We start from the raw sequence: 24,044 nt of genomic DNA, 5'->3' as shown, positions 1-24,044 counted from the left end.
GTGACCAGATTCGCCGACCGGGTGGCCGTCGTCACCGGCGCCGGGCAGGGCATCGGCGCGGCGACCGCGCACCGGCTGGCCGCCGAGGGCGCCGCCGTCGCCGTGGTCGACCTCGACGAGGAGCGCGGCCGGGCGGTCGCCGACGAGATCACCGCGGCCGGCGGCCGGGCCGTCGGCATCGGCTGCGACGTGACCGACCCCGCGGCGGTGGCCGCGATGACCGACTGGGTGGTGCAGACGTACGGCGGGTTGCACGTGCTGGTGAACAACGCCGGCATCACCCGCGACGACCTGCTGTTCAAGATGCCCCTGCCGCAGTGGGAGGCGGTACTGACCACCAACCTGACCAGCATGTTCCTCTGCTGCCAGGCAGCCCAACAGCACATGGTCGCGGCCCGCTACGGCCGGATCGTCAACCTCAGCAGCCGCTCCGCCCTCGGCAACCGGGGCCAGGTCAACTATGCGGCGGCCAAGGCCGGGGTGCAGGGCCTGACGGCCACCCTCGCCATCGAGCTCGGCCCGTACAACGTCACGGTCAACGCCGTCGCCCCGGGCTACGTGGCCACCGCGATGACCGCCGCCACCGCGCAGCGGGTCGGCAGCAGCCCGGAGGAGCATCAGCGGATGGTCGCCGAGCACACCCCGCTGCGCCGGGTCGCCCAGCCGACCGAGATCGCTTCGGTGATCGCCTTCCTGTCCAGCGACGACGCGTCGTACGTCAGCGGCCAGACCCTGTACGTCAACGGCGGCGCGCGCTGAGGCGCGCCGGCGGACCAGCACCCGGAGGAAACATGGACTTCGCGCTTTCCGACACCGAGCGGGCGATCCGCGACACCGCCCGCGACTTCATCGCCAGGGAGGTCATGCCGCTGGAGCAGGAACTGCTGCGGCGGGAGCGGGCGCACCGGCCCGGACTGGAGCACGGCGAGCTGCGCGAGCTTCAGCTCAAGGCGCGCAAGTTCGGGTTCTGGGGGCTGGCCACCCCGGAGGAGTACGGCGGCATGGACCTGCCGGCCGTCACCCAGTCCCTGATCTGGACCGAACTCGGCCGCTCGTTCGTGCCGTTCCGGTTCGGCGGTGAGGCCGACAACATCCTGTTCCACGCCAACGACGAGCAGAAGCGCGAGTACCTGGTCCCGACCATCGAGGGGGAGCGGCGCAGCTGCTTCGCGATCACCGAGCCCGGCGCCGGCTCCGACGCGGCCAACATCAAGCTCAGCGCCCGCCGCGACGGCGACGACTGGATCCTCAACGGCGAGAAGACCTTCATCACCGGCGGTCACGACGCCGACTTCGCCATCGTGATCGCGGTGACCGACCGGGAGAAGGGCGCCCGCCACGGCGGGGCCACCGCGTTCCTGGTGGACCGGTCGATGGGCTGGCGCTCGGAGTTCATCCAGACGATGGGCGAGGGCGGCCCCGCCGCACTGGTCTTCGACGACGTCCGGGTGCCCGGGCGCAACATCCTCGGCGAGCCCGGGCAGGGCTTCAGCCTCGGCATGGAGTGGATCGGCAAGGGCCGCTACACCATCCCGTCGCACGCCGTCGGCATCGCCGAGCGGGCGTTGTCGATGGCCGTCGACTACGCCAACACCCGGGAGACCTTCGGCGCGAAGATCGGCACCAACCAGGCCATCCAGTGGATGATCGCCGACTCGGAGACCGAGCTGGAGGCGGCCCGCTGGCTCATCCTGCGCGCCGCCTGGACCGTCGACCAGGGGATGGACCCGCGGCACGCCTCCTCGATGGCGAAGCTCTACGGCGCGGGCATGGTCAATCGGGTGGTCGACCGCGTCCTGCAGATCCACGGCGGCATGGGCTACACCCGCGAGCTGCCGATCGAGCGCTGGTACCGGCAGGTCCGGCTGTACCGGATCTTCGAGGGCACCGACGAGATGCAGCGACTGATCATCTCCCGCGACCTGCTGCGCGGCTACACGAAGCTGGGAGGGCACCTGGCATGAGGGTCTTCGCGTCCATCGGGGAGTTGGCCGAGGCGACCGGCGAGACCCTGGGCCCCGGCCCCTGGTTCCGGATCGACCAGCAACGGGTCGACCGGTTCGCCGACGCCACCGACGACCGTCAGTGGATCCACATCGACCCGCGACGGGCCGCGGCCGGCCCGTTCGGCGGCACCATCGCGCACGGCTACCTCACGTTGTCCCTGCTGCCGGCGCTGGCCGGCGGCCTCTACCGGGTCGAGGGGGTGGCCATGGGGGTCAACTACGGCCTCAACCGGGTGCGCTTCCCGGCCCCGCTCCGGGTCGGCGGCGCGGTCCGTGCCACCGCGACCCTGGCCGAGGTGTCACCGGTGGACGGCGGCGTGCAGGTGGTCACCGCGGTCACCGTGGAGAGCGACGCCGGCGGCAAGCCGGTCTGCGTCGCCGAGACGGTCAGCCGCCTGGTGCCGGGCGTGGCCCGATGACCGCGCTGTCGCTGGCCATGGTGCTGGCCGAGTCCGCCCGCCGGCACGCCGACACCGTCGCCGTGGTCGACGGCGACACCCGGGTGACGTACGCCGAGCTGTGGCTGGAGGCGCGCAGCTACGCCGCCGGGCTGCGGGAACTGGGGGTCGGCCCCGGCTACAAGGTGGCCCTGCTGGCCCCGAACGTGGTGGACTTCCCCCGCGTCTACTACGGGGCCCTCGCCGCCGGCGCGGTGCTCGTCCCGGTCCACCTGTTGCTGACCGTGGACGAGGCGGCGCACGTGCTGACCGACAGCGGCACGAAGCTGCTGGTGTGCCACAGCTCCCAGCTCGCCCTGGGCGCCGCCGCCGCGGCGGCGGCCGGCGTGCCGTTGGTGACCGTCGGGCCGGCGGTCGCCGGCGCGGTCGCGCCCCGCCTGGAGGAACTGAGCCACCCGCTGCCACCGCTGCCGTCGTACGTCACCCGGTCGGCGGAGGACCCGGCGGTGGTGCTCTACACCAGCGGCACCACCGGGACGCCCAAGGGCGCCCTGCTCACCCACCTCAACCTGGTCCTGAACGCCACCGTGAACGTCTTCGACGCCAACGACGCGCGCAGCACGGACGTCGTGCTCGGCTGCCTGCCGCTGTTCCACAGCTTCGGCCAGACGGTGGCGATGAACGGCACCTTCCGGATCGGCGCGACGCTGGTCCTGCTGAGCCGGTTCACCGGGCCGGCCGCCATCGACCTGATGCTGCGCGAGGGGGTGGACGTCTTCCACGGCGTGCCCACCATGTACGTGGCGCTGCTCGACGCCGCCCGGGACCGGGACGACCTGCCCCGGCTGCGGCTCTGCGTCTCCGGCGGGGCGTCGCTGCCGGTGGCCGTGCTGGAACGGTTCCACGCCGCCTTCCGGACGACGGTCTTCGAAGGGTACGGGCTCTCCGAGACCTCACCCACCGCCACCACCAACCAGCCGCACTTCGGCACCCGCGCCGGGACCATCGGGCACCCGGTCTGGGGTGTGGAGGTGGAGATCGCCCGCGCGGAGGTGGACGAGCGGATCGAGCTGCTGCCGACCGGAGAGCTCGGCGAGATCGTCATCCGCGGGCACAACGTCTTCGCCGGTTACCTGGGGCGGCCCGAGGCGACCGCGGAGGCAATGGTGGACGGCTGGTTCCGCAGCGGCGACCTGGGCCGCAAGGACGCCGACGGGTTCATCACCATCGTCGACCGGAAGAAGGACATGATCATCCGGGGTGGCTTCAACGTCTACCCGCGCGAGGTGGAGGAGGTCCTTGCCCGGCACCCGGCGGTCGGCCAGGTGGCCGTGATCGGCGTGCCCGACCCGCGCCACGGCGAGGAGGTCTGCGCGGTGGTCGTGGCGGACCCGGCCGGCCCGGGCCTGCCGGACCAGCAGGAGATGATCGACTGGTCGAGGGAGCATCTGGGCCGGCACAAGTACCCGCGGCAGGTCCGGTACGTCGACGACCTGCCGCTCGGGCCGAGCCACAAGGTGCTCAAGCGGGAACTGCGTCGCCGGATGGCCCCGCCCGACTGACCACCGCCCACCGTCCGCAGCCCGCCGCCCAGGCCGTGGCCCTCGTCGCGGGCGAACCTGCCGGACAAGGCCCTACCCGCTCGTGAGCGAGCCGGCCGGCCGGCCGACGGAGTCCTCGTGGCGGCGCCGTGCACCCCGGTATTGACAGACGGAGTTCCGACCGCCGACGCTCTATTGAGCGATGTTCGTCGATGAGCCTGAGGTTCCCAGGATTGGCCGCGACCGAGGTGGCCCCGTCAACCTGGGCGCAGCCCGGGCCGGTCGCGACGAAGAGGGGGCTCCTTCGCGGCCGGCCAGTCCGGTGACCGTGTCCGGTCCAGCGCGGACCGCGCCTGGTCCGCTGCGATCCCGGCCAGCACCAGGCGGACCTGCTCATGCGGAAGAAGGTCGACGATCTTGGCTCGATCGCTCCTCGGCATTGCCGCGAACACGGCCCGGTGACCCCGATCGGGGAAGGGCGCGGGCGGTCTCGCCGATGGTTGCAGGATCCGTGCCACGGCCGAGCCGGGAATGGTGACCACGGCCAGGGATCCGCGCGACGGCTTGCGGTGCAACCTGACATCGATCGCATGACGCACGGCGAGCCGAGCGACGATGACCAGGCCTATCGTCCGGGATGGCACGGTCCCGACGCTGCCCGGCTTCCGGAGCCACCGCTCGAAGTCGGCGATCGTGGCGGCGGGAATCCCGATCCCGTGATCCTCGATACGAACCACGACTCCCGGACCGGCGGGCGTCACATCTATCGTGACCGGCGGACCGTCGGGAGCGGAGAACGCAAACGCATTGTCCAGCAGTTCCGCGACGATACGAACGACGGGCCGGGCTGTCGAAGGGGTGACGCCCGCCTCTCGATGGCCCGCGTTGACCTCGACTCGTCGGTGCTCTCCGAGTTCGGTCTGCGCCGCTCGTATGACATCGATCAGTGGCACCGGGTCCTTCGGGGCGCCACCGAGGTCGACGTTGGCAAGAAGCAGCAGGTTCTCATTGTGGCGCCGCATTCTGTTCGCGATCCTTTCCAGCGCCAACGCGTCCGCATGCAGGCCGGGATCCAGTTCGCCGCGTTGCATGTACGAGAGTTGCTCGGCGAACTGGTCGATCAACGTCTGGCCGCGTCGAGCCATGCTCGCAAATATCTCCTGCTGCCGGCTGACCGATGCGGGGCCCGGACTTTCGCCGTTGCGGACGGCGACCCACAGGGCGCGAAACTCCGTGATGCTGCCACCGAGCGCCTCCACCACGACTTCGAGGTTGTTCCACCGCGGCGCTTTGGCGCATCGGAGGACCTGGTTCACGGTGGTGTGACTGATCGCCCTCCGGGTGCGCTGCGAGACCTCCCGACTGCTCGGCTCCCCGCTCTCCCGGTGCAACTGGTTCAGGCGCGCCCTCAATTGGTCAAGGGCCTCCGACGCCGCATCCGTCGTCATGGCGACCCAGCATGCCACGATCCCGACGCGTCCTGCGCTCGGCACGTGGAAAGAGTTGGCCGCGTACGTCAGGGTCTGTCAGAAGGCTGGCTTCACGGGCTGGCCCACCCCATGGTGGGAATGACGGATCAACAAAATGGGGTGGGGCGGTGTACTTTCTGGCTCTTGCCGGCGTCTTCCTGGTGGCGCCGACACTCTTGTTCGGCTCCACCTATCTCTGGTCACGAGATCCTGGGCGTCGCGGTAGAGCCTGGGATTTGCTCCGACTCCTCCAGCACAGGAGGCGTCACCCGCTGAGGGCGCTCAGCCGGACCGCGGCGGAGCCACCACCGGGCCGGCGAAGGCCACCTCGCGCGCCTACTCACGGGGCGATGTGATGGCCCGCCTTGACCACCTGGTCGTACTCTCGGCGCCGGGCGTCGTAGGCGCGCGTCAGGACTGCCTCCGCGTCGGATCCCACCGGCAGTCGAAGCGGCGGCGAGTCCATCTGACCGAGCCGCCAGACCACGTCGGCGAAGAGCTCGGGGGAGTTGATCTCCGCATAGGTGTTCATCTCGTGCAGCGCGCGGAACATGCCCTCGCTGACCGGCGTGTAGTCCGCGATACCGTGCTCCGGTCTCCGCAGGTTGGCGCTGTAACCGGTGGCGAAGCCGCCCGGCTGCAGGATGGTCACCTTGACCCCGAGGTGCCCGGCCTCGGCGGCGAGCGACTCGGCCGCTCCCTCCAGCGCGTGCTTGCTCGCGTTGTACGCGGCGAGCCCTGGGATGGGCACCACGTTGGAGACCGAGCTGACGAAGACGGCGTGCCCGCGGCGCTGCGCCCGCCACAGTGGCAGCACGGCGCGGGTGAGCCGCCACGGCCCGAAGACGTTCGTGGCGAACTGCGCGGCGAGTTCCGCGTCGGAGATCTCCTCGAAGGTGCCGAACTGGCCGTAGGCCGCGTTGTTGACCAGCACGTCGACGCCGCCGAAGGCGTCCACCGCACGCGCGACCGCTGCTTCGCACTGCTCCGGATCCCGTACGTCCAGGGCGGTGGCCACCACGTTGTCCGGATGCCGGGCGACCAACCCGTCCAGGGTCTCCGGCTGCCGGGCGGTCGCCACCACCTGGTCGCCCTCGGCGGCGAGCCGGGCCGCGAGAGCCTGACCGAGTCCGCTCGAACATCCCGTGACCAGCCACCGCTTTGTCATCGCCCTCGACCCGCCCATCCACTGGGTTATGTCGCGAATGCAGGGTGGCAGAGGTGGCGCGAAAGGTGAAGAGGCGTCGACCGTCGTCCGACTGATTCGTCGGGTATCCGGCATCGGGCCCGGCCGTCCTCATTCGGTGCATCAGGAACGCGGCACGGTGGTTGCGGGGCTGCGGCTCGTCGAAAGCCACGTCAACCCCACCACGACAATCGAGGCCGTGACCAGCGGAACATGGTCACGGCCCCGACTGCTCGCATGTCGGGACTCCTCGTGGAGCCGGCCGAGCCGACGGTCCCCATTCACCGCCCCGGGTGGCGGTCTGCGGGTGGGAAGAGCTTGTCGGACTCACGCGGCCTGGCGGAGGACGCCGGCCCGTACCAGCGCGCGAATCACGCGGTGCGGATCGGCGGAGACGACGGCCGCCACCTTTCCGGCCGGCCACCGGCCCCCGGTGTCGCGCAGTTGGCGCAGGGTGTCGACCAGCTTTGCGTCCAGGCGATACGTGGTCGCGCCGACGGTCACCGCGCCGTCGGCAACGGTGCAGGACGGGCCGATCTCGATGTCGTCGTCCATTCCGATCCGGTCGGCGTCGGCCAACTGCGCGAACCGGCCCGGCTCGCCCGACGGTCCCGCGTCGGGAGGGACGCCCAGCGACGGGGCGGCGTCCGGGGCGGTGCGCAGTCGTGCGGCGAGGTCGTCGAGTTCGAGCGCCGACAGTCGGCGCAGTAGTGCGTCGCGCCGGGCCGGCAGGCCCGGCCCGGTCGCCTCGACCGGCAGCGGCCGCTCCAGGAAGGCGTCGTCCAGGAGCAGGTCGGCCACCAGGTCCGTCATCAGGTTCCGCCAGGTGGGCTGGCGGAACGTCACGCTCACGTGCAGCGACAGGTTGCCGCCGTAGTCACCCACGTACGGCGAGTGGGAGGGCACGTAGAGGACGTCGCCGGGTTCCAGCGTGGCGTCCACGGCCGGCTCACCCGATGCGCCGACACGGCTGGTGTCGGCGTGCTGGGGCTTCGTCGGCCAGACCCGCCACCGGCGGGTACCGGTGAGCTGGACGATGGCGATCTCCACCGGCCGGTCGTGGACGACCAGATCCATTCGTCCTGCGGGGGTGAGGCAGCCGTCGACCCAGGTCGGGGTTCCCACGGCCGCCGCCACGTCGCGAGCCAGGTCGAACAGAGCCGGCACGAAGCGCTGTAGGTGCGGCCAGATCAACGTGGCGCCGGCCTCGAAGTAGCGGTACACCCGCTCGGCCACCGCGTATTCGGCGTGCACACCGCCCGAGGACTCGGCCACCGCGGTGTACTCGACCGGGACGATGATGGTGTTCTCGGCGGCGATCCGGATGTCCGCCGCGCGGATGGTGCGGGACCGCAGCAGGCGATCCAGGTCGCGCACGGTGAGCAGGTCACCCGGTGGGCACCGCAGGGCCTGCCTGCGCACGACGGCCTCGCGGGCCAGCACGGCGGCGAACTCGGTCGGCGACCCGAAGATGTCGGCGAACGTCACTGTAGATCACTCCCGTGCTGGTAGATCGAGATGCAGACGCCGGTTCCGGTGAAGGGCTCCCGTGACCAGCCGCCGAATCGGCCGGTGCGGCGCAGTCCGGCCAGGCGCGCCATCAGGTCCAGCTCGGCGGGCCAGACGTAGCGCATCCGCAACGGCGCGAGGTGCACGCCGTCGGCACGGAAGTTCACCGTCTGCCGCACCAGGGTCTGCTCCGCCGGATCGTGCAGGATCATGACAAGCTCGGTGCGGTCGGGCCGGATCTGCGTGGGTGCGATGATCTTGTTGTTGACGAAGTCGGACAGCCCGATCATCTGGGTCTCCAGCACCAGGCGGCCGTCGTCGGCGAGATGGCGTGCGGCGTTGCGCAGGAAGGCGACCTGCGTGTCCTGGTCGGGCAGCGCGTAGATGGTGTTGAACACGCAGTACACGAGATCGAAGCGTTCGTCGAGCCGGACGTCGACCATGTCCGCGTGGCGCGTCTGGATCACGCCGGCCGGGTCCTTGGTGCCCAGCACGGCGAGCATGTCCGTGGAGTTGTCCACACCGGTGACCTTCAGGCCCGAGTCGGAACCGAGCGGCAGGGCGATACGGCCGGTGCCGACACCGAACTCCAGGACCCGGGTGCCGGCGCCGGCGACGTCCTTGAGGAATCGGACCGCCGGCCCGGTGGGCCAGCCGGCGCCGATCTCGTCGTCGTAGTGCCCGGCCTCGTTGCGCAGGTACTGCGCGGAGGACGACCAGTCACTCATCGTGCACCACCGACCAGGTCGGGCTCGGGTGTCGGTACCGCCGGCGAGACCGGAGCGTTGCGGCGGTACACCGACGCGAAGCGCCGCCTGAGCCAGTCGCGGGTCGCGCGGTAGTCGTCGTCGGACAGCAGCGCACAGTCAGCGGCGATCATGTAGAGCGCGAAGCTGACGAGGCCCATGGTGACCCCGATGCCGAGGTGCATGCCGATCACCAGCAGCAGCGCGATCTCACGGAGCCGCCGGTTGCGGCCGGGCACCAGCAACACCACCGCCAGCTGCACGGTGATGGTCAGGTAGCAGGCGAGCGTCACCACTGCCGCGTTGTGCATGAGCGCGGTGGCGGTGTCGCTGTACTGGAACTGGTGCAGTTGGCTGATGTAGTAGAGCGCGTTGCCCTCCCGCCAGCGGGTGTCGACGATCTTCCAGAAACTGGACATGGCGTAGACGACGCAGATCTGGAAGACGACAAGCATCGCGGCGGCGTTGTGCACACTGTTGAGCAGCGTCGGCTTGTCGCCTGTCGCGGTCAGCCGGGCGCGGGTTCGCGCGGCGAGCGGGCTGAGGTACGCGTTGGTGGTGGCGAACACCAGCAGCAGCAGCAGGATCCGGGCCAGGTTGTCGCCGCCGTCAAGCACGTTGGGATTGCGCTGGTCAAGTGACCAGATGAAAATCGCGTTCACCAGGGTCAGTGCCCTTCCGCCCAGGACGGTCCAGACCAAGGCAGCCACCAGACCGGAAAAATAGACCAGGTTGAACCATGTGTCACCGTCGCTGAGGCGATAGAGGGAGAACACGCTCCCGGAGGAGTGTTGCGAGGCGCTGAAGCTGGCGAAGCTGGTGGTCCCGTTCGGCCCGTAGAGGGCGTCGCGGTACGGGAAGTTGGCCAGATAGATGAGGGCGGTGGTGGCGCCGAGCCCGATTCTGAGCAGGGACAGGCCGATCAGTCGCCGGCGGCCGGTGGCGAAACGGTCGAGGAAGGTGGACATTCACCGCTCCGGGGGTTGGTAGGACATCCAGCCGGTGTCGGCGATGCGGATGGGCGGGTCCTGTTCGGGGTCCGCCTCGTGCCGCTCGGAGAAGCGCAGGATCGCGGTCCAGGTGTAGAAGACCCGCACCCGCACCGGATCGCCGTCGAGTTCGACGCCGGGCACCATCATCGAGGCGAGCCGGCCGATCTGCCCGCTCACCTGCTTGCGGGCGCCGGCCAGGCTCTCCCGGGCCGCGGCGAGGTACTCGGCGTCACTCATCTGCCCGGCGCCCTCCAACTCCTGCCAGCCGGCCGGCAGGATGCTGGCCTCCTGCACGCTGATCGGGTGGCTGGGGTCGGCGGGGTCGGTCAGCGGCTGCCCGTTCTGCCGACTCGCGATGAGCCGTTCGAGTTTGGTCTCCGAGGTCGCGATGTCGGAGAGCGAATAGCCGAGGTTCAGCACGGTGCGGTCGACCCGGGGCGGGAAGAGCCGGTGCGCCTTGGCCTCGGCGATCAGCGGCTGCGTGAGCGACAGCACCGGGCTGGTCGTCGTGGTGCCGCCGGTGCGGTACTCGACCTGGAGCCAGCCGTCGTAGTTGCCGTTGGGCGGGTTGGGCGCGAAGAGTCGCCACCGCTGCGTCAGGTAGGGGTCGACGACGGCGTCGAGGGTCGACTGCAACCGCACCTTCAGCGGTGACGGCGGCAGGTTGTACCCGATGACGGACACCGCGTACGCCGTGACGACGAGCAGGGGCAGGATACGGGCGGCCCGTTGCGCGACGCGGGCCGGTCCGGACTGCGTCCAGCCGGGGGGTCGGATCACCAACCGCGGCATGCGTGTGCTCCCTTCAGTTGAACTGGCGGTCGGAGTTGGCCGAATCGGGTTGCCGTCGTGGATTGACCTGTCCGATCGCACTCTCGATGGCCTGGTCGGCGGGCAGCATGGTGTTGGCCCCGTCCGAGTCGTGCGACTCGAAGATCACGCCGTTTCGGCTGTCGAGCACGTCGGCGGGGGCGGGCACCGTGATGGTCGGCGTGGGATGGGCGGGTACCGCGAAGGCGGTCAGCCATGCGGCGACCAGCGCGCCCAGCGCGCCGATCAGGACCTTGCGGATCACGGGAGCTCCCTGCGGTCGATCAGGCGGCGCAGTTCCGCAGCCGCGTCGAGCTTCTCCAACCGGGCAGCGAAGCGGGCCAGTGCCGCTTCGTCGGGACGAGCGGCGTCGCCGTACTCCCCGTTGTCGAGGAGCCGTCGTACGCTCACCGCCAGGACGTCGCGCCACAACCGTGGTTGCACGCTCACCGACAGGTGCAGCGACACCCGGTCCTCGGCCATCGCCACGTGGGGCGTGTTGTACGGCATGTACAACACGTCGCCCGGCTCCAGCACCGCCTCGAACGCCGGCTCGCCCAGTTCCTCGGTCCGGTAGTGACCGAAGGTCTCCTTGCGCGGCGCCAGCGTCTCCCACAGCTTCCAGTGCTTGGTGCCTTCGACCTGGATGACGAACACGTCGATCGGGTCGTGGTGCGGAGAGAAGCCCTGCCGCCCGGCCGGGGTGAGGAAGGCGGTCACGCTGCTGCGGGCCGAGAACCTCTCGGCGAGCACCGTCGTGAGCGCCCGGAGCGACGGGTTGAGCTGCTCGGCCGAGCTCCAGGTCACCGTCGCGCCGGTGCGGAACAGTTCGTACACCCGCTCCGGCACGACGACGTCGGTCATCGTGGCGCCCTGCACGCGGACCGGCGCGGTGTACGCCGCCAGTGGCGTCGCCTGACCGTCGACGGTCACGCCGAGATAGGGCGGCCGGAGCGCTTCGAGGTGCAGCAGGCCGTCCAGGTCGGCGATCGAGAGGACGGACCGGGGATCGTCGGACAGCGCTTCGCGGCGCAGCAGCGGTGCCTGGTTGAAGTGGTGTGCGAAGAACTGTGTCTCGTCGCCCGCGAGTTCGGCGAACGTCGGGGTGTACATCGGAGTCCGCCCGATCAGCGTGCGACGGTGAGGACGCCGAGTCGCGCGAGCGCCTGGGCGATGCCGACCGACCGTTCGGTCTCGACGTCGGGATTGATCTCCCGGGCCGGGACCGGCTCGCCGCTGCTCATCCGTTCGAGGGTCGCCGCGACCGCGCTGGGAATCGCGATGGTGTGGCCGTTGACCCTGGTCCTGGTCCGGCCGTCCTGGCTCTCCTGGAACGTCACGGCGAGGTCGGTACGGCGCAGCAGCGTGCTTCCGCCGATGGCGTCCAGTGCCGCGATGGTCTGGAACTCGTTGCCCTGGGCGGTGCCCTCGGAGTGTTGTCCGAGCGTCATCAACCGGCGCAGCTCGGCCTCGACGTCGATCTCCCGTAGCCGCTCGGCCAGCAACGCCGCGTGGTCGGTGAAGTCCGGGACGAGGTCGGTGACGGTGCTTTCGTGCAGGTACGGGAACTGCCAGAACGCCTCGGTGTCCAGCAGCCGTTCGACGGCCAGCCCGAGCAGGTCGCGCCACATCCTCGGCCGCACCATCACCGACAGGTGCAGCGAGACCTGGTCCTCGGCCGCCGCCACGTGCGGCGTGTTGTAGGGCAGGTAGAGCACGTCGCCGGCCCGCAGCGTCGTCTCGATCACCGGGGTGCCGAGCTCTTCGAGCTTGTAGTGTCCGATGTCGCCGCGGCGCGTCGTCGGCGGCTCCCACAGCTTCCAGTGCTTGGTGCCTTCGAGCTGGATGATGAACAGGTCGACCGGGTCGTGGTGTGGTGAGAAGCCCTGCCGGCCCGCCGGCGTCAGGAAGGCCACCACGTCGCTGCGGGCCGCGAACTTGGTGGCGAGCATCCGGGTCAGCGCCCGCACCGAGGGCAGCACGTGGTTGAGGGAACTCCAGGTGAGGGTGGCCCCGGTGCGGAAAAGCTCGTAGACGCGCTCCGCCACGACCGTGTCGGTGACCGTGGTGCCCTGGACGCGGGTCAGGGTGGTGTATGCCCGTTCCGGGACACCGTCGCCGTCCTTGGTGATGGCGAGGTACGGCGGGCGGATGGCCTCCAGATGCAGGAGTTCGTCGAGGTCCGCGACGGACAGGACGTCGCGGGAGTCTCCGGACAGCGCGGCCCGCCGCAGCAGTGGGGTCTGGTTGAAGTGATTCGCGAAGAACTCAGCCTCGTCGCCGGCGAGTTCCTCGAATGTCGGAGTACGCATCTTCATCCATTCTCCAGCACCACTGTTCGATCACGCGATCGCGTTGAAGTACGAGAGGGCCCGCAGGTCGGCGGAGGTCTCGATGAATTCGAGGTCCATTTTCCACACCTCCAATCAGTGATCGACGGAACATTTGCCTCGCGATATCGACGAGCTGGCTGACCAAATGCATCAGTGGCCAACCGAGAGCAAGCCTGGCACAGGAGAAGAGTGCCGGATATCGCGGAAAGCCGAGATGGGCAGCAGTTGCCAGTGGGCGGGGTCTCTGATATGAGAGCCGCCTGCGGCTCACCGAGCGTCATGCCGCATGGCGACCAGAATGGCAATGCTCCTGGTCAATGTCCTTGTCGCAAATCATGGACGTTTACGATGCGTGTTTATGGAACTCGGGTCCTTGTTGTGCACTCGGGGTCGGGGTAAGTTCGGCGAAGCTGGCCCGCGCTCGGGCCGCACTCCATGGCAGCTCGTGAGACATATCACTGTGAACTGTGAGTCTAGCCAGTGGAACGGGGACAATGAAAAAGATCATTATTCAGGGCCCCACGTACCCAGGGGTCCAGCCAAGTCAGGTCACCTTGACCTCAGGGCAAAGCGCAACTATTGGCGTCTGTCAATGCAGTCAATGCCCCTTCGATCTGCGGGTGCTGGCTGCGGGTGCACCACCGCTGAGCTGGCGGATCACCGCCGGGGAGAGCTTCTGGCTGCTCAGCAACCTGTCCGATCGGCATCCGGTCACCGTGCAGAACATGGACGACTGGTACCAGTACGTCATCGTCGACCCGGGACGGCTCGACGTGCCGGTGCCGTTTGAGCTCGCACATATCGACCTGACCGCTTCGTCCTCCGGACCGAAGGTCTCCGTGTTCGGCCACGAACCGCGATACATTCGCGCGTCGCCCCGGCCGTGCTCCGTTTGTCAGCAGGTGGCGGCCCGTAGGCCGCTGCTCGACCAACGGTCCACGTACTTCGCGGTGCTCGGGGAACTGTGCGTGGAACGGCTGCGTGGCGAGATGGACGCGGTGCTGCCCACGTCGGCCGAGATGGCCCGCCGGCTGTCCAGCAGGGGGCACCCGATCAGTGCGGGAGCGGTGGACGCCCACATCAAGTATGTCGCCGAAAAACTCGGCCTTCCCAAGGGGGTCGATCGGGCGACGCTGGTCGCCGTCATCATCCGTTCCGGCCTGCTGCACCAACCAGCGTGAGGGAATCGTCCGCCGCGTGCCGTTGCCGGCGACTCATCATCAGGACCGGCACCGCACTCGCGAGCACCAGGGCCAGTGCGGTCGCACCGGACCAGATGAGCACCAGACGCGGCGAGACGACCTCCAAGAGTCCACCGGCGATCAGGAATCCGGCCACCATCGCTCCATTGATCACCGCGCCGAGGGTGGCGAACCCCATCCCCCGCGCCTCCTCCGGCGTACGGCGCGCGACGAGCGTTCCGGCCGCGGAGCCCAGCATGCCGTTGCCGATCCCGCCGATCACGAACGCCGGTATCACCCAGCCCGCCTCGCTGACGGTGCCGCCGGCCAGGATGCCGGCGCTGACCAGCGCAAGACCGGTGACCAGCCTGATCAGGTAGCCATGGTCGTCGGTCCGGCCGCGCGCCGCCGCCCATGCCCCGAACACCAGACCGAGCATCCAGCTACCCATGACGATGCCGTACATCGATGCGGAGGCATGCAACGTGCCGCGGACGAAGAAGACGACCGCGACATCCATCAGGTTCGCCGCCGCGACGACCGCTGCCACCATGACCAGCGCGACGAGCAGCACGCGGTCGTCGCGCACCCGGTAGACCACGACCGGCGGGCTGTGCGGCGCCGACGGCGCCGGCTGCCGGCGGGCACGGCTGGTGCGGATCACCAGACCCACCAGCGCGATGGCCAGGAAGCTGGTCGCGTCGAGCACCAGCGGCAACCTCGGCCCGTCGATCGAGACGAGGACGCCGGCGAGCACCGGCCCGGCGAACATCCCCGCGGACGTGAACGTCTGGGTGATCGCGCTTGCCCGGGGGACGTTGTCCACGCCCACCATCGCGGGCGCGAGCGCGGCGAACACCGGTTGGGTGACGGCGACCCCGCATGCCAGCAGCGCGTTGAGGGCGATGAGTATCCCCGGGACCGACGTGGTGAGCATCGCCAGGCAGCACAACGCCTGCACCGGCGCGACCGCCATGATGATCCGGCGGCTGTCGAGCCGGTCGGCGATACGGCCGGTCAACCGGGCCAGTAGCACCGGCGGAAGGGCCGCACTGAGCAGCAACGCGGCTACGGTGTAGCCGCCGGCGCCCTGCTCCTGGAGCACGATGGCCAGCGCCGTCGCGGCGAGCAGGTCACCGCACACCGAGATCCCACGCGCGCTCGCGATCAGATAGACCTCGTTCCAGCGTGGCTGGTCCATCTCCACTCCAATCAATGCCACCGATGCGCCAATAGACCTGGTCACGCAATGGATTGCGGTGCGAAAGAATCAGCCCTCAAGATGGGAGCCCACCTGGACGAATGTCGGGGACCACGTCAACCCGATGCGGCAACCGTACTATAAAAGGCTCGGCGTGCCCAGACATTCTTATCGTCCTCGACCGGCGCCGCCCTAGCGTGGGTCGCATGACGCGTCCGGTGCCCCCACGAGCCAAGCAGATCGCGACCCAGCGCACCTACCACGGCGACACGGTCATCGACGAGTATGCATGGCTACAGCAGCGTGACAACCCCGACACGATCGCCTATCTCCGCGCGGAGGCCGACCACGCGGCGACGGCGACGGCGCACCTGGCCGGTCTGCGGGACCTGCTGCTGGACGAGTTCCGGTCCCGGACACCGCCGGCGGAGCTGACCGTGCCGGTGCTCAAGGACGGCTACTGGTACTACAACCGCACCGAGGCGGGTCGGCCCTACATCCTGCACTGCCGCGTACCGGCGTCGGCGGGGGTGACAGTCCCGCCCGAGGTCGGCGGCGCGGCGGGGGCCGGCGGCCCCTTGCCCGGTGAGGAACTGCTGCTGGACCGCAACATCCTCGCGGCTGACTCGCCGTACTTCAATCTCGGCATCTTCGACGTCAGCCCGGACGGTCGAATGCTGGCGCACGGTGTCGACCACACCGGCGATGAGCGGTTCGCCCTGCGGATCAAGGATCTGCGCAGCGGCACCCTGCTGCCCGACCGGATGCCCGACGTCAGCTACGGATCGGCCTGGTCCGCCGACGGAACCAGGCTGTTCTACGTCACCGCCGACGACACCGGCCGCCCGTATCGGGTCTGGCGGCACACGATCGGCTCCTCGGTCGGCGACCGGCTGGTCCACGAGGAGCCCGACCGCCAGTTCCGGCTCGGGGTCGCCCTCAGCCGCTCCCGCGGATTCATCGTGATCACCGCGCGCAGCCGAACCACCAGCGAGGTGCACGTGATCGCCGCGGACCGAGCCGACGGCCCACCGGTCGTCGTCGCGCCCCGACGTCCCGGCGTCGACTACACGGTCGACCACCAAGGAGACCGGTTTTTGGTCCTGCACAACGCGGACGCCCCCGACTTCGCGCTCGCCTGGACCCCGGCCGCCGCTCCGGGCGACTGGCATCCGCTGGTGGAGCACGTCCCCGGGGTCCGACTCACCCAGGTGTACGCGTTCGCCCGGCACACGGTGCTGGCGCTGCGCCGCAACGGCCTGACCGGGCTGCGCGTCCTGTCCCCGGACGGCACCGGGAGCCGTGACGTCGTGTTCCCCGAGCCGATCCACACCGTCCGGCCCGATCGGAACCTGGAGTACCGCACCACGCTGTTCCGACTGCGATACGCGTCGCTCGTCACGCCCGAATCGGTCTACGACTGCGACCTCGGCTCGGGCGAGCTGCTGCTGCGCCGGCGGACCAGGGTGGGGGGCGGATTCCGGCCCGAACACTACGAGCAGCACCGGGAGTGGGCAACGGCTCCCGACGGCGTCCGGGTGCCGGTGTCCATCCTGGCCCGGCGTGACACACCCCGTATCAGCGGCGTCCTCTACGCCTACGGCGCCTACCAGGCGCCGGCCGACCCGTGGTTCTCGCCGACACTACTGTCCCTGGTGGACCGGGGGGTGGTGTTCGCCGTCGCCCATCCGCGTGGCGGCGGGGAACTCGGCCGTTCCTGGTGGGACGGCGGCCGACTGCTGGCGAAGAAGAACACCTTCACCGATTTCCTGGCGGCAGCCGAGCACCTGACGGAGGCGGGGTGGGTCGCCCCCGGCCGGCTCGTGGCGCGGGGTGCGTCGGCCGGCGGACTGCTCGTCGGCGCGGTCGCCAACCTCGCGCCGGACCGGTTCGCCGGGATCGTGGCGGAGGTGCCGTTCGTGGATCCGCTCACCACGATGTTGGACCCGCGCCGGCCGCTGACCGTGCCGGACCGGGAGGAGTGGGGCGACCCGATCGCCGACCCGGACGTCTATGCGTACCTCAAGTCGTACGCGCCTTACGACAACGTCGGCGAGCACCGGTACCCCCCGATCCTCGCGACGGCCGGCCTGCACGACACTCGGGTTGCGTGTCACGAACCGGCGAAGTGGGTGGCCCGCATCCGGTCGTTGTCACCGGCCACGGCGGTGCTGCTGCGCACCGAGATGCACGGCGGGCACAGCGGACCGAGCGGACGGGAGCGGTCGTGGCGAGCGGAGGCGTTCATCACCGCATGGATACTCGACACGCTGGCCGTGCCCGCCACCGGTCCGGCCTCCGGATGAGGACGGCGCGGAAGCTCGACCCGTCGGCCGGTGGCCAGGTTGAGGTCGTCATCGTCGGCGCCGGCCCCGACGGACCGGCCGCCGGGGTGACGCTCGCGCGGGCCGGACTGAGAGCGGTGCGGTACGGGGTGGCCGGTCGGTTCGGCGGCGGTCACCGCCCGGTGGATCCCCACCGCCCTCGACCGTGCCGACGCCCACGGTCTACGCCGCCGCCTGGCCGATCTTGTTGAACACCACGGCCAGGCACGGCGGATGGCCGACCCGGGTCCCGGCGGCCCGCAAAACCCGAACCAAATCTTTGCGAAGAGTGACGGGCTTCGATGACGCGGCTGAGCGGCTCAATTGCAGTTCAATGACCATCTCAGGCAGGTAACGACAAGACGATCCGGTTACTTTACGTTGCAGAAGGATGGGCGCGGCTCGACTCCATGATCGAGGAACGGGTCCCTGGTCGAAACCCGCCCGGCCTGGTTCCCGCCACATTTCTCGCGCTTCGCTGGGAACTTTTCCAGCCGGTCGAGCGATAGGCGTCCGTGGCTGGCGGGCATGGCGCCGGCGTACGTCCCACGTCATAATCACCGGATGGAGGACATGAACGGGCCGATTCGGCAGGACAGATTGTTCACCCTCAAGGCGCTGGAAAATCCGACCCGCCTGTTCCACCGAATTCGGGCGGAAACCCCGGTGACCTGGGTTCCGGAACTCAACGCGTACCTCGTCACCCGGCACGCGGACATCGTCGCCGGGCTGAAGGACCGCCGCCTGGCCAACGCGAACATGTCCCAGGGGCTCCGGCGGTTGAGTCCCGCCGAGCAGGACGAACTGCTGCCGCTGCGCGCCTCGATCGACATGTGGATGGGGCACACCAACACCGCTGACCACGTCCGCTTCCAGCAGCTGCTGAAGCGATACTTCACACGCCCCACAGTGGACGCGCTGCGCCCGCGGGTACGGGAGTTGACCCACGAGCTGCTCGACGCCGTGGCGCCGCAGGGCCGGATGGACGTGGTCAAGGACCTGGCGTTCCCGCTGCCGGCGAACGTCATCGCCGAGATGCTCGGCATGCCGAGCCGCGACCGCGAGCTGCTCCAGGCCTGGTCGCGGGACATCCTCACGGTATTCAAGATCGCCAACCTGCCCCAGTTGCGCCGGTGCCAGCGCAGCATCCTGGAGATGCAGGACTACCTGCGGCCACTGCTCGCGGAGCGCCGGCAACGGCCGCGCGAGGACGTGCTGAGCACGTTCGCGACCGCCGAGAAGGACGGCCTGGTCACCGAGGACGAGATCGTCGCCAACTGCGTGCTGCTGCTGTTCGCCGGCCACGAGACGACGGCCCACCTCATCGCGAACGGGTTGTTCCTGCTGTTCCAGAATCCCGAGCAGCTCGACCTGCTCAAGGAGAAGCCAGAGCTGACCCCGTCAGCCGTGGAAGAGATGCTGCGCTGCGACGGCCCGGGCGGCGGCGTCGTGCGGATGACCACCGAACCGGTGGTGATCGGCGACGTGCCCATTGCGGCGCACCAGACCATCTACCTCGCCATGGTGGCCGGCAACCGTGACCCCGAGGTGTTCGACGAACCCGACCGCTTCGACATCACCCGTACCCCCAACCGACACACCGCGTTCGGCATGGGCGCGTCCTACTGCCTGGGTGCCGCGCTGGCCCGGATGGAAACGGACGAGTGTTTCCGCATCCTGCTTGATCGTTTCCCGGACGTCCGCCCGGTCGACGCGACACCGGACTGGCATGCCGACTCGCCGTTCCAGCATCACCTGAACACGCTGCGGGTCAAGCTGACCGCCCGCCCCTGACCCGGCCGCCCACCCTCCGGCCGCCCACCCTCCGGCCGTCCGTCCGGCGGTTCAGCCCGTCCGGCGGTTCAGCCCGTCCGGCGGCGGGCGCCGGCGATCCAGCGGGTCCCGGTCGGCGGCCTTGTGCCGCACGTACCGGGACACCCCGGGGCGCGGCACGACGAGGAACCGTTCGGCCGCCGAACCTCGGCCACCACGCCGCGACGGCGTCCGGCCCAAGCGGCTCGCCGGCCGCGGTGACGGCCTTCGCCGCGGCCGGCCCGGCCCGGCCCGGCCGCGGTGACGGCCTTCGCCGCGGCCGGCCCGGCCCCGAAGCCGGCCACCAACGAGGGCGTACGCACGCCCTGCGGGCACCTGGCGCTGACCCGCAGGGCCGCCACCGCCGTGGGCCATCGCCAGCCATTCGGCGTACGTCACCGCGGCGTACGTCACCGCGGCGTGCGTCGTCGCGGCGTGCGTCACCGCGGCGTGCGTCGTCGCGGTGCACGGCGCGTCGCCCGGGGCGCCAGCAGACCGGCCGCCGAGCGGCAGGTAACCGCCCCCGCGGGCCGACATCAGGGCACCGGGCACGTGCGGGCTGGACGTGGGCCAGGACGTTCACCTGCCCGGTGAGGGCCGCAGCCCGGGTCGGGGCGGTCCAGCCCGTGCCGGACGCGACACCCGCGTGGGCGCAGAACGGCCCGGTCGGCCCGGCTGCCGCTGGATGGCGTCGATCAGCGCCACGACCTCGTACTTCACGCCGCCACGTCGGTGCGCGTCGCCAGCGCGGTGACGTCCGTCTGCCGGATTGCGGCGGCCATCGCGGCGGCCGCGCCGTCGCGGTGCCCGACTCGGACGCCGGCGGCGCGTCGTGGAGGTCCATGCCGAGGTTGCGGACCGCTGGGGTGACCCGGGCAGCGATCGGGTCACGGTGCCAGCGAAGCACGATCCCGGGACGCACCGACAAGCCGGAGCGGGCGCAGCACGTCGCGGGGGAGTCGGTGCAGCAGCCGCAGCATCGCCACGGCGTCGGTCATGCCGAGGTACGCCAAGCGCAGGAGCCCAACCAGGCATCCACGCCCCAGTGGTGGCCACCGGTACGAGCAGCCTGGACAGGTCGAGGAGCACATATTCCCCTCCTTGCCGGCAAACCCGCCATGACCAGGGCGGACGTCACCGCCGGCACCCGTAAGGCGAAGGACTAGCATGTCGGGATGACTGCTTTTCGTGTCGCTATATCAACGGATGACGATGAAACTGCTGGTGCGATTCAACTCCTGATCAGGGTCGAAGCCAGCGGCGACGTGCACCGGATCGCTGAGATAACGATGCGCAGCAATGGTCCGGCCGGTCTGACCGTCAGCTCGCTGCCTGAGATAGATCTTGAGGCGATCGGACAGGCACTCATTGCGGGTGCGGGAGCCTCGCGCGCCGGTAGTTCGGCGGTGGGGACCGGCGCGGCGACTGGAGTCGTCGATTCCAGCGCGCCCGCTGGTGGTCGGGTCTCGACTCGCGGGCGGTCTGACACTCAGCAGTCGGTAGACGATTCGGCGGATCATGGCCGACTTGCCGCAGTGCAACCCGCAGAGGCGGCGCGCCATCAGGGGGCGGGGTCGGGCCGCGCCTACCGGCGCATGCCTGACGCGGAAGAGGTCAGAGCCGTGTACGAGGCCATTGGTACGGTCACCGGCGTCGCCGAACACTACGGGGTCCCGCGGCACACCGCGAAGGGTTGGATAGGCCGCCTGCGGAAGCTGAACGGTGAATCATCGTAACAGTCTGCCGCCCATGGTCGGGCCCACCGGATAGAGGAGAGCTTTGATGAGCGAGTACCTCATCACAGTTGAGCAGGTTGGCGGCAGCGGCCAGATAAAGGCCGTTGTGGACCTGGCCTCCGCCGGCCCCACCGTCCGGGAGATTTCGGTACGCCCTGACGACGGTGGCTCCACCGTGCCGCAGAAGCTGGCTGCGCTGGACTTCCGACAGATTGTCGAGATTGCGTCTCGGCTGTCCGGAGAGGCGGAAGCCCCTGGCTCGGTGCCGGACATCGTTGACCGAGACGACATGGACCGAGACGAACCCGCGCAGCGAATCGACGGAGGGCGGACGTCGGCGCCTGCGGACAAGGTGCCACCCGGACGCGTCGGTAAGCACGTCAGCGACATGCCGCCCGACTTCCCCGTCAGGTACTGGAAGATGGGGAGTGCGGCGAGGGTCGCCGAGCACTACTCGGTTCCCCGGCAGATCGCCAACGGCTGGATCAAGGAGCTGCGACGAACCGGTAAGGCGCCGGACCCATGGCGCCAGGGACGGACGCGCGGGCGGCACGCGTGAGCCAGGCCATGTCGCGCGCCTCCCGGACACGGTTCAGGCCGCTGTGGGCAGAACGTGACTACGCATGTCCTTTGCTGACGCCGGCTTCGAGGCCGAGCACCGTACGAATCAGTTCCAGGCGTTCCCGCACGGGGACGACGCTCGCCACCGGCGGTCCTGCACCCGATTGAACGCGGCCCGTCGGCCCCGGTAGTGGGGGTACTGATCGGCCCGCGTGCCGGCGTTCCTCAACGGCCAGTTCCTCGGTGCCGCCTGATGGCCCACCTCGCCGGCGTGGCAGTCGCCCCGACCGACTGCCAGGTGTGGTGCATCGACCCGGCGGACACCCCGACTGGTGCGAGGACCTGCTCAGCGGATCGAAGTGGGTCCGCGCCCGGTGTTCCCTCCGCCGGGTCGCGGCGCGACGGCGACGCACGCCGGCAACCGCGCTCCTCACGGCCGCGGTTACCGAGCCGGCCGGTGACGACCCGCGGAAGGGCAAGCTACGCCGCGGGTGCCCGGACTGCCGAGGGCCGCACGGGTCGTCCTGAGGCCGTCGGAAGCACGCCCAACGTCTCTCGCACGCATGCCGGCGACCGGATGGCGGTCGGCTGGGCGCGGACGAGGCCGCCGGAGTAGACGTCGAGCAGGTGAGCGCCGGCGTCGACAGCATGCTGGGGCCGGTGCTCAGCGACGCTCTCCGGCTGTTCACGGTCGGCCCGGCCCCGGGCGCTCCTCCCCTGTTGGCCGCAAAGGAGTCGGTGCTGAAGACGACCGGCGACGGGCTGCGGATCCCGACGTCGAACCGGTCAGTGTGGACGTCGCAGGCCCGGCCCGGCCGACGGCTTCGTCGACCGCCGCGCCTCGTCGAGACGCGCAGATCGTTGACCTGGATCCCAGACCGGGTTGGTCGGGGGCGGTCGCAGTGTTGTCGGTCCGGTCCGTGCGAGACGCTCCTTCTTCGTGATTGCGGTCGTTGCGCCGGACGCTTGACAGGGTGCGCAGATATTGAGAATCGTGTATGGACAAGTCGTTCCGTCGAAGAAAACTTCTACGGGGGAAGGATCATTGATGCCTCGTCCACGTTTGTCCGTTCGGTCGTCGGGTCGGCGTTGATCGCCGGGCGGCTCGTCACGCTGCCTCGATCGCCGTCGCTCGGGCATCGGCTCCCAGGCCCAGCGACTTAGCTCGGTCATGACTCGCACAAAATCGTGATTGCCCTCGTGGCGAAGCATCAGTTTCACCGTATTCCGCCCAGGTCGGACAGTCGGCTGCGCCAAGGCAGGCCGGGCCCTAGGCGGACGCTTCCTGGGGAGGTAAGCGGTTCGTGTGAACGACTGGCCCAGGCAATCGGCGGGTCCGCCGCACCTCATGGATCGCTCACAAGACAATCTGGGATCACCAGTCTTGCGTAGACGGCGGCCCATAGTGGATTTTCCATGTGAAAGGGCCACCAGTAGCTATGGACGATTCTGGACAGGTTCTGGGACTGGATCGGGCCGCTGTCGCCCGGCACGCGCAGTGGCACCGCCCGCTGGGATCAAAATGGTGACACGAGGCCGAGTGGCGCGATGCGGGAGCCCGGCTGGGCCTGCACGAGGTACCGCCGGCCGATCCGCACGCTGCGGACATACTCGGCTGGCTGTAGGCGTTGTTCGACAATTCGTCCGTGCTGGATCAGGGCGATCCAGGAGAGGCCGGCAGCGCCCAAGCCGGCTGCCAACCTCATGTCACCACCGAAGGCGCGAGTGTCCCGCTCGCTGTCAGCCTGACCGTCGGCAACCGCCTCGACGTCTCCGGTTCACGCCGCTAATCAATTCCGTCCCAATAGCGCGAGCACTGCGGCGGCTCTGTCGCCTGCCGAATGCGTCCGAATCCGATCGCGGCAATGGCGACGGGATCTACCACGATCAGGGCATCGCGCACCAGGTTTTCGCTCCACTGGCTGCTAGGCGCAGCCGAGTGGCGCTGGTCGAAAATTACATGTCTGTGTGAGCGCAGCCGGGGCGTCACCGGCCTGGCTCATTTCCGGACCGCTGGTTCGTGTTTCCGCAGTGTGGATGAGAATGCTTGAGGATGGCGATGTCTGAGATTTTCGGCGATGTCTGAGGCCTTTCGGGGTCAGGATGGTGCGATTGCTGTTGTTGGTGTGGCGTGTCGTTTGCCACGCGCGGCTGGTCCGGCAGCGTTCTGGGTTTTGTTGCGTGATGGGTTGGATGCGGTTTCTGCTACGCCTGCTGATCGGTGGGGTGTTGCTGCGTC

General features: G+C 69.5%; 21 protein-coding genes. 10 read left to right on the top strand and 11 right to left on the bottom strand.

Annotated features, from left to right (window positions below; genetic code table 11):
* Genes ACIA6B_RS27235 through ACIA6B_RS27220 form a run of 4 tightly spaced genes read left to right on the top strand, consistent with a single transcriptional unit; the run spans nucleotide 1 to nucleotide 3,966 of the window.
* Nucleotides 1–759 (top strand): SDR family NAD(P)-dependent oxidoreductase, encoded by a 759-nt coding sequence (locus tag ACIA6B_RS27235; RefSeq protein WP_396777567.1) that lies wholly within the window; start codon nucleotides 1–3, stop codon nucleotides 757–759.
* A gap of 32 nt (nucleotides 760–791) precedes the next feature.
* Nucleotides 792–1,964 carry an acyl-CoA dehydrogenase family protein gene (locus ACIA6B_RS27230; protein WP_396777565.1) on the top strand — a complete coding sequence of 391 codons (1,173 nt, stop codon included), beginning with the start codon at nucleotides 792–794 and terminating at the stop codon, nucleotides 1,962–1,964.
* Nucleotides 1,961–2,425: a MaoC family dehydratase gene (locus ACIA6B_RS27225; RefSeq protein ID WP_396777564.1), complete on the top strand. Its 465-nt coding sequence runs from the start codon at nucleotides 1,961–1,963 to the stop codon at nucleotides 2,423–2,425. Before ACIA6B_RS27230 ends, ACIA6B_RS27225 begins: the two co-directional genes overlap by 4 nt.
* Nucleotides 2,422–3,966: a long-chain fatty acid--CoA ligase gene (locus ACIA6B_RS27220; RefSeq protein WP_396777562.1), complete on the top strand. Its 1,545-nt coding sequence runs from the start codon at nucleotides 2,422–2,424 to the stop codon at nucleotides 3,964–3,966. Before ACIA6B_RS27225 ends, ACIA6B_RS27220 begins: the two co-directional genes overlap by 4 nt.
* 236 nt (nucleotides 3,967–4,202) lie before the next feature.
* Here ACIA6B_RS27220 and ACIA6B_RS27215 read toward each other — a convergent pair whose 3' ends face one another.
* The 9 genes from ACIA6B_RS27215 to ACIA6B_RS27175 all read right to left on the bottom strand — a co-directional run bounded on the left by ACIA6B_RS27215 (nucleotide 4,203) and on the right by ACIA6B_RS27175 (nucleotide 12,969).
* Nucleotides 4,203–5,393, bottom strand: coding sequence for a sensor histidine kinase (locus ACIA6B_RS27215; protein ID WP_396777560.1), 1,191 nt, complete (start codon nucleotides 5,391–5,393; stop codon nucleotides 4,203–4,205).
* A 361-nt stretch (nucleotides 5,394–5,754) separates the two neighbouring features.
* Nucleotides 5,755–6,582: an SDR family oxidoreductase gene (locus tag ACIA6B_RS27210; RefSeq protein WP_396777558.1), complete on the bottom strand. Its 828-nt coding sequence runs from the start codon at nucleotides 6,580–6,582 to the stop codon at nucleotides 5,755–5,757.
* Between the two features lie 345 nt (nucleotides 6,583–6,927).
* Entirely contained in the window at nucleotides 6,928–8,088 is a 1,161-nt protein-coding gene (locus ACIA6B_RS27205; RefSeq protein ID WP_396777556.1) for a JmjC domain-containing protein, read from the bottom strand.
* Nucleotides 8,085–8,837, bottom strand: coding sequence for a class I SAM-dependent methyltransferase (locus ACIA6B_RS27200; RefSeq protein WP_396777554.1), 753 nt, complete (start codon nucleotides 8,835–8,837; stop codon nucleotides 8,085–8,087). The genes ACIA6B_RS27205 and ACIA6B_RS27200 overlap by 4 nt, the downstream gene beginning before the upstream one ends.
* Nucleotides 8,834–9,823, bottom strand: coding sequence for a hypothetical protein (locus tag ACIA6B_RS27195; protein ID WP_396777552.1), 990 nt, complete (start codon nucleotides 9,821–9,823; stop codon nucleotides 8,834–8,836). Before ACIA6B_RS27195 ends, ACIA6B_RS27200 begins: the two co-directional genes overlap by 4 nt.
* Entirely contained in the window at nucleotides 9,824–10,639 is an 816-nt protein-coding gene (locus tag ACIA6B_RS27190; RefSeq protein ID WP_396777551.1) for a DUF5819 family protein, read from the bottom strand. It abuts the gene before it with no gap.
* Between the two features lie 13 nt (nucleotides 10,640–10,652).
* Nucleotides 10,653–10,922: a hypothetical protein gene (locus ACIA6B_RS27185; RefSeq protein ID WP_396777549.1), complete on the bottom strand. Its 270-nt coding sequence runs from the start codon at nucleotides 10,920–10,922 to the stop codon at nucleotides 10,653–10,655.
* On the bottom strand, nucleotides 10,919–11,770 hold the full coding sequence (locus ACIA6B_RS27180) for a JmjC domain-containing protein (protein WP_396777547.1): 852 nt from the start codon (nucleotides 11,768–11,770) through the stop codon (nucleotides 10,919–10,921). Before ACIA6B_RS27180 ends, ACIA6B_RS27185 begins: the two co-directional genes overlap by 4 nt.
* A gap of 14 nt (nucleotides 11,771–11,784) precedes the next feature.
* Nucleotides 11,785–12,969 (bottom strand): cupin domain-containing protein, encoded by a 1,185-nt coding sequence (locus tag ACIA6B_RS27175; protein WP_396777545.1) that lies wholly within the window; start codon nucleotides 12,967–12,969, stop codon nucleotides 11,785–11,787.
* A 515-nt stretch (nucleotides 12,970–13,484) separates the two neighbouring features.
* On the opposite strand from ACIA6B_RS27175, the gene ACIA6B_RS27170 reads away from it, so the two are divergent.
* Nucleotides 13,485–14,171, top strand: coding sequence for a hypothetical protein (locus ACIA6B_RS27170; RefSeq protein WP_396777543.1), 687 nt, complete (start codon nucleotides 13,485–13,487; stop codon nucleotides 14,169–14,171).
* On the opposite strand, the gene ACIA6B_RS27165 is transcribed toward ACIA6B_RS27170, so the two are convergent.
* Complete coding sequence (locus ACIA6B_RS27165; protein ID WP_396777541.1) at nucleotides 14,137–15,372, bottom strand: MFS transporter; 1,236 nt, start codon at nucleotides 15,370–15,372, stop codon at nucleotides 14,137–14,139. The genes ACIA6B_RS27170 and ACIA6B_RS27165 overlap by 35 nt on opposite strands.
* 206 nt (nucleotides 15,373–15,578) lie before the next feature.
* Here ACIA6B_RS27165 and ACIA6B_RS27160 point away from each other — a divergent pair, with 206 nt between their 5' ends.
* A complete protein-coding gene (locus ACIA6B_RS27160; protein WP_396777539.1) occupies nucleotides 15,579–17,678 on the top strand; it encodes a S9 family peptidase in 2,100 nt (699 codons plus the stop codon).
* Nucleotides 17,679–17,879: 201 nt separating this feature from the next.
* Here ACIA6B_RS27160 and ACIA6B_RS27155 read toward each other — a convergent pair whose 3' ends face one another.
* Nucleotides 17,880–18,038, bottom strand: coding sequence for a hypothetical protein (locus ACIA6B_RS27155; protein WP_396777537.1), 159 nt, complete (start codon nucleotides 18,036–18,038; stop codon nucleotides 17,880–17,882).
* A gap of 222 nt (nucleotides 18,039–18,260) precedes the next feature.
* Between ACIA6B_RS27155 and ACIA6B_RS27150 the strand changes: the two genes are divergently transcribed.
* From ACIA6B_RS27150 to ACIA6B_RS27135, 4 genes are all read left to right on the top strand, one after another.
* Nucleotides 18,261–19,490, top strand: a complete 1,230-nt coding sequence (locus ACIA6B_RS27150; protein WP_396777535.1) for a cytochrome P450 — start codon at nucleotides 18,261–18,263, stop codon at nucleotides 19,488–19,490.
* A 1,193-nt stretch (nucleotides 19,491–20,683) separates the two neighbouring features.
* Nucleotides 20,684–21,244 carry a hypothetical protein gene (locus tag ACIA6B_RS27145; RefSeq protein ID WP_396777533.1) on the top strand — a complete coding sequence of 187 codons (561 nt, stop codon included), beginning with the start codon at nucleotides 20,684–20,686 and terminating at the stop codon, nucleotides 21,242–21,244.
* Nucleotides 21,245–21,290: 46 nt separating this feature from the next.
* Nucleotides 21,291–21,803, top strand: coding sequence for a hypothetical protein (locus ACIA6B_RS27140; protein ID WP_396777532.1), 513 nt, complete (start codon nucleotides 21,291–21,293; stop codon nucleotides 21,801–21,803).
* A 2,080-nt stretch (nucleotides 21,804–23,883) separates the two neighbouring features.
* On the top strand, nucleotides 23,884–24,044 hold a 161-nt coding region (locus ACIA6B_RS27135; protein WP_396777769.1), incomplete at its 3' end, for a beta-ketoacyl synthase N-terminal-like domain-containing protein.

This window comes from Micromonospora sp. NPDC051141, from assembly GCF_044455765.1.
Taxonomy (GTDB): Bacteria; Actinomycetota; Actinomycetes; order Mycobacteriales; family Micromonosporaceae; genus Micromonospora.
This window is presented reverse-complemented; position numbering and strand designations above follow the sequence as displayed.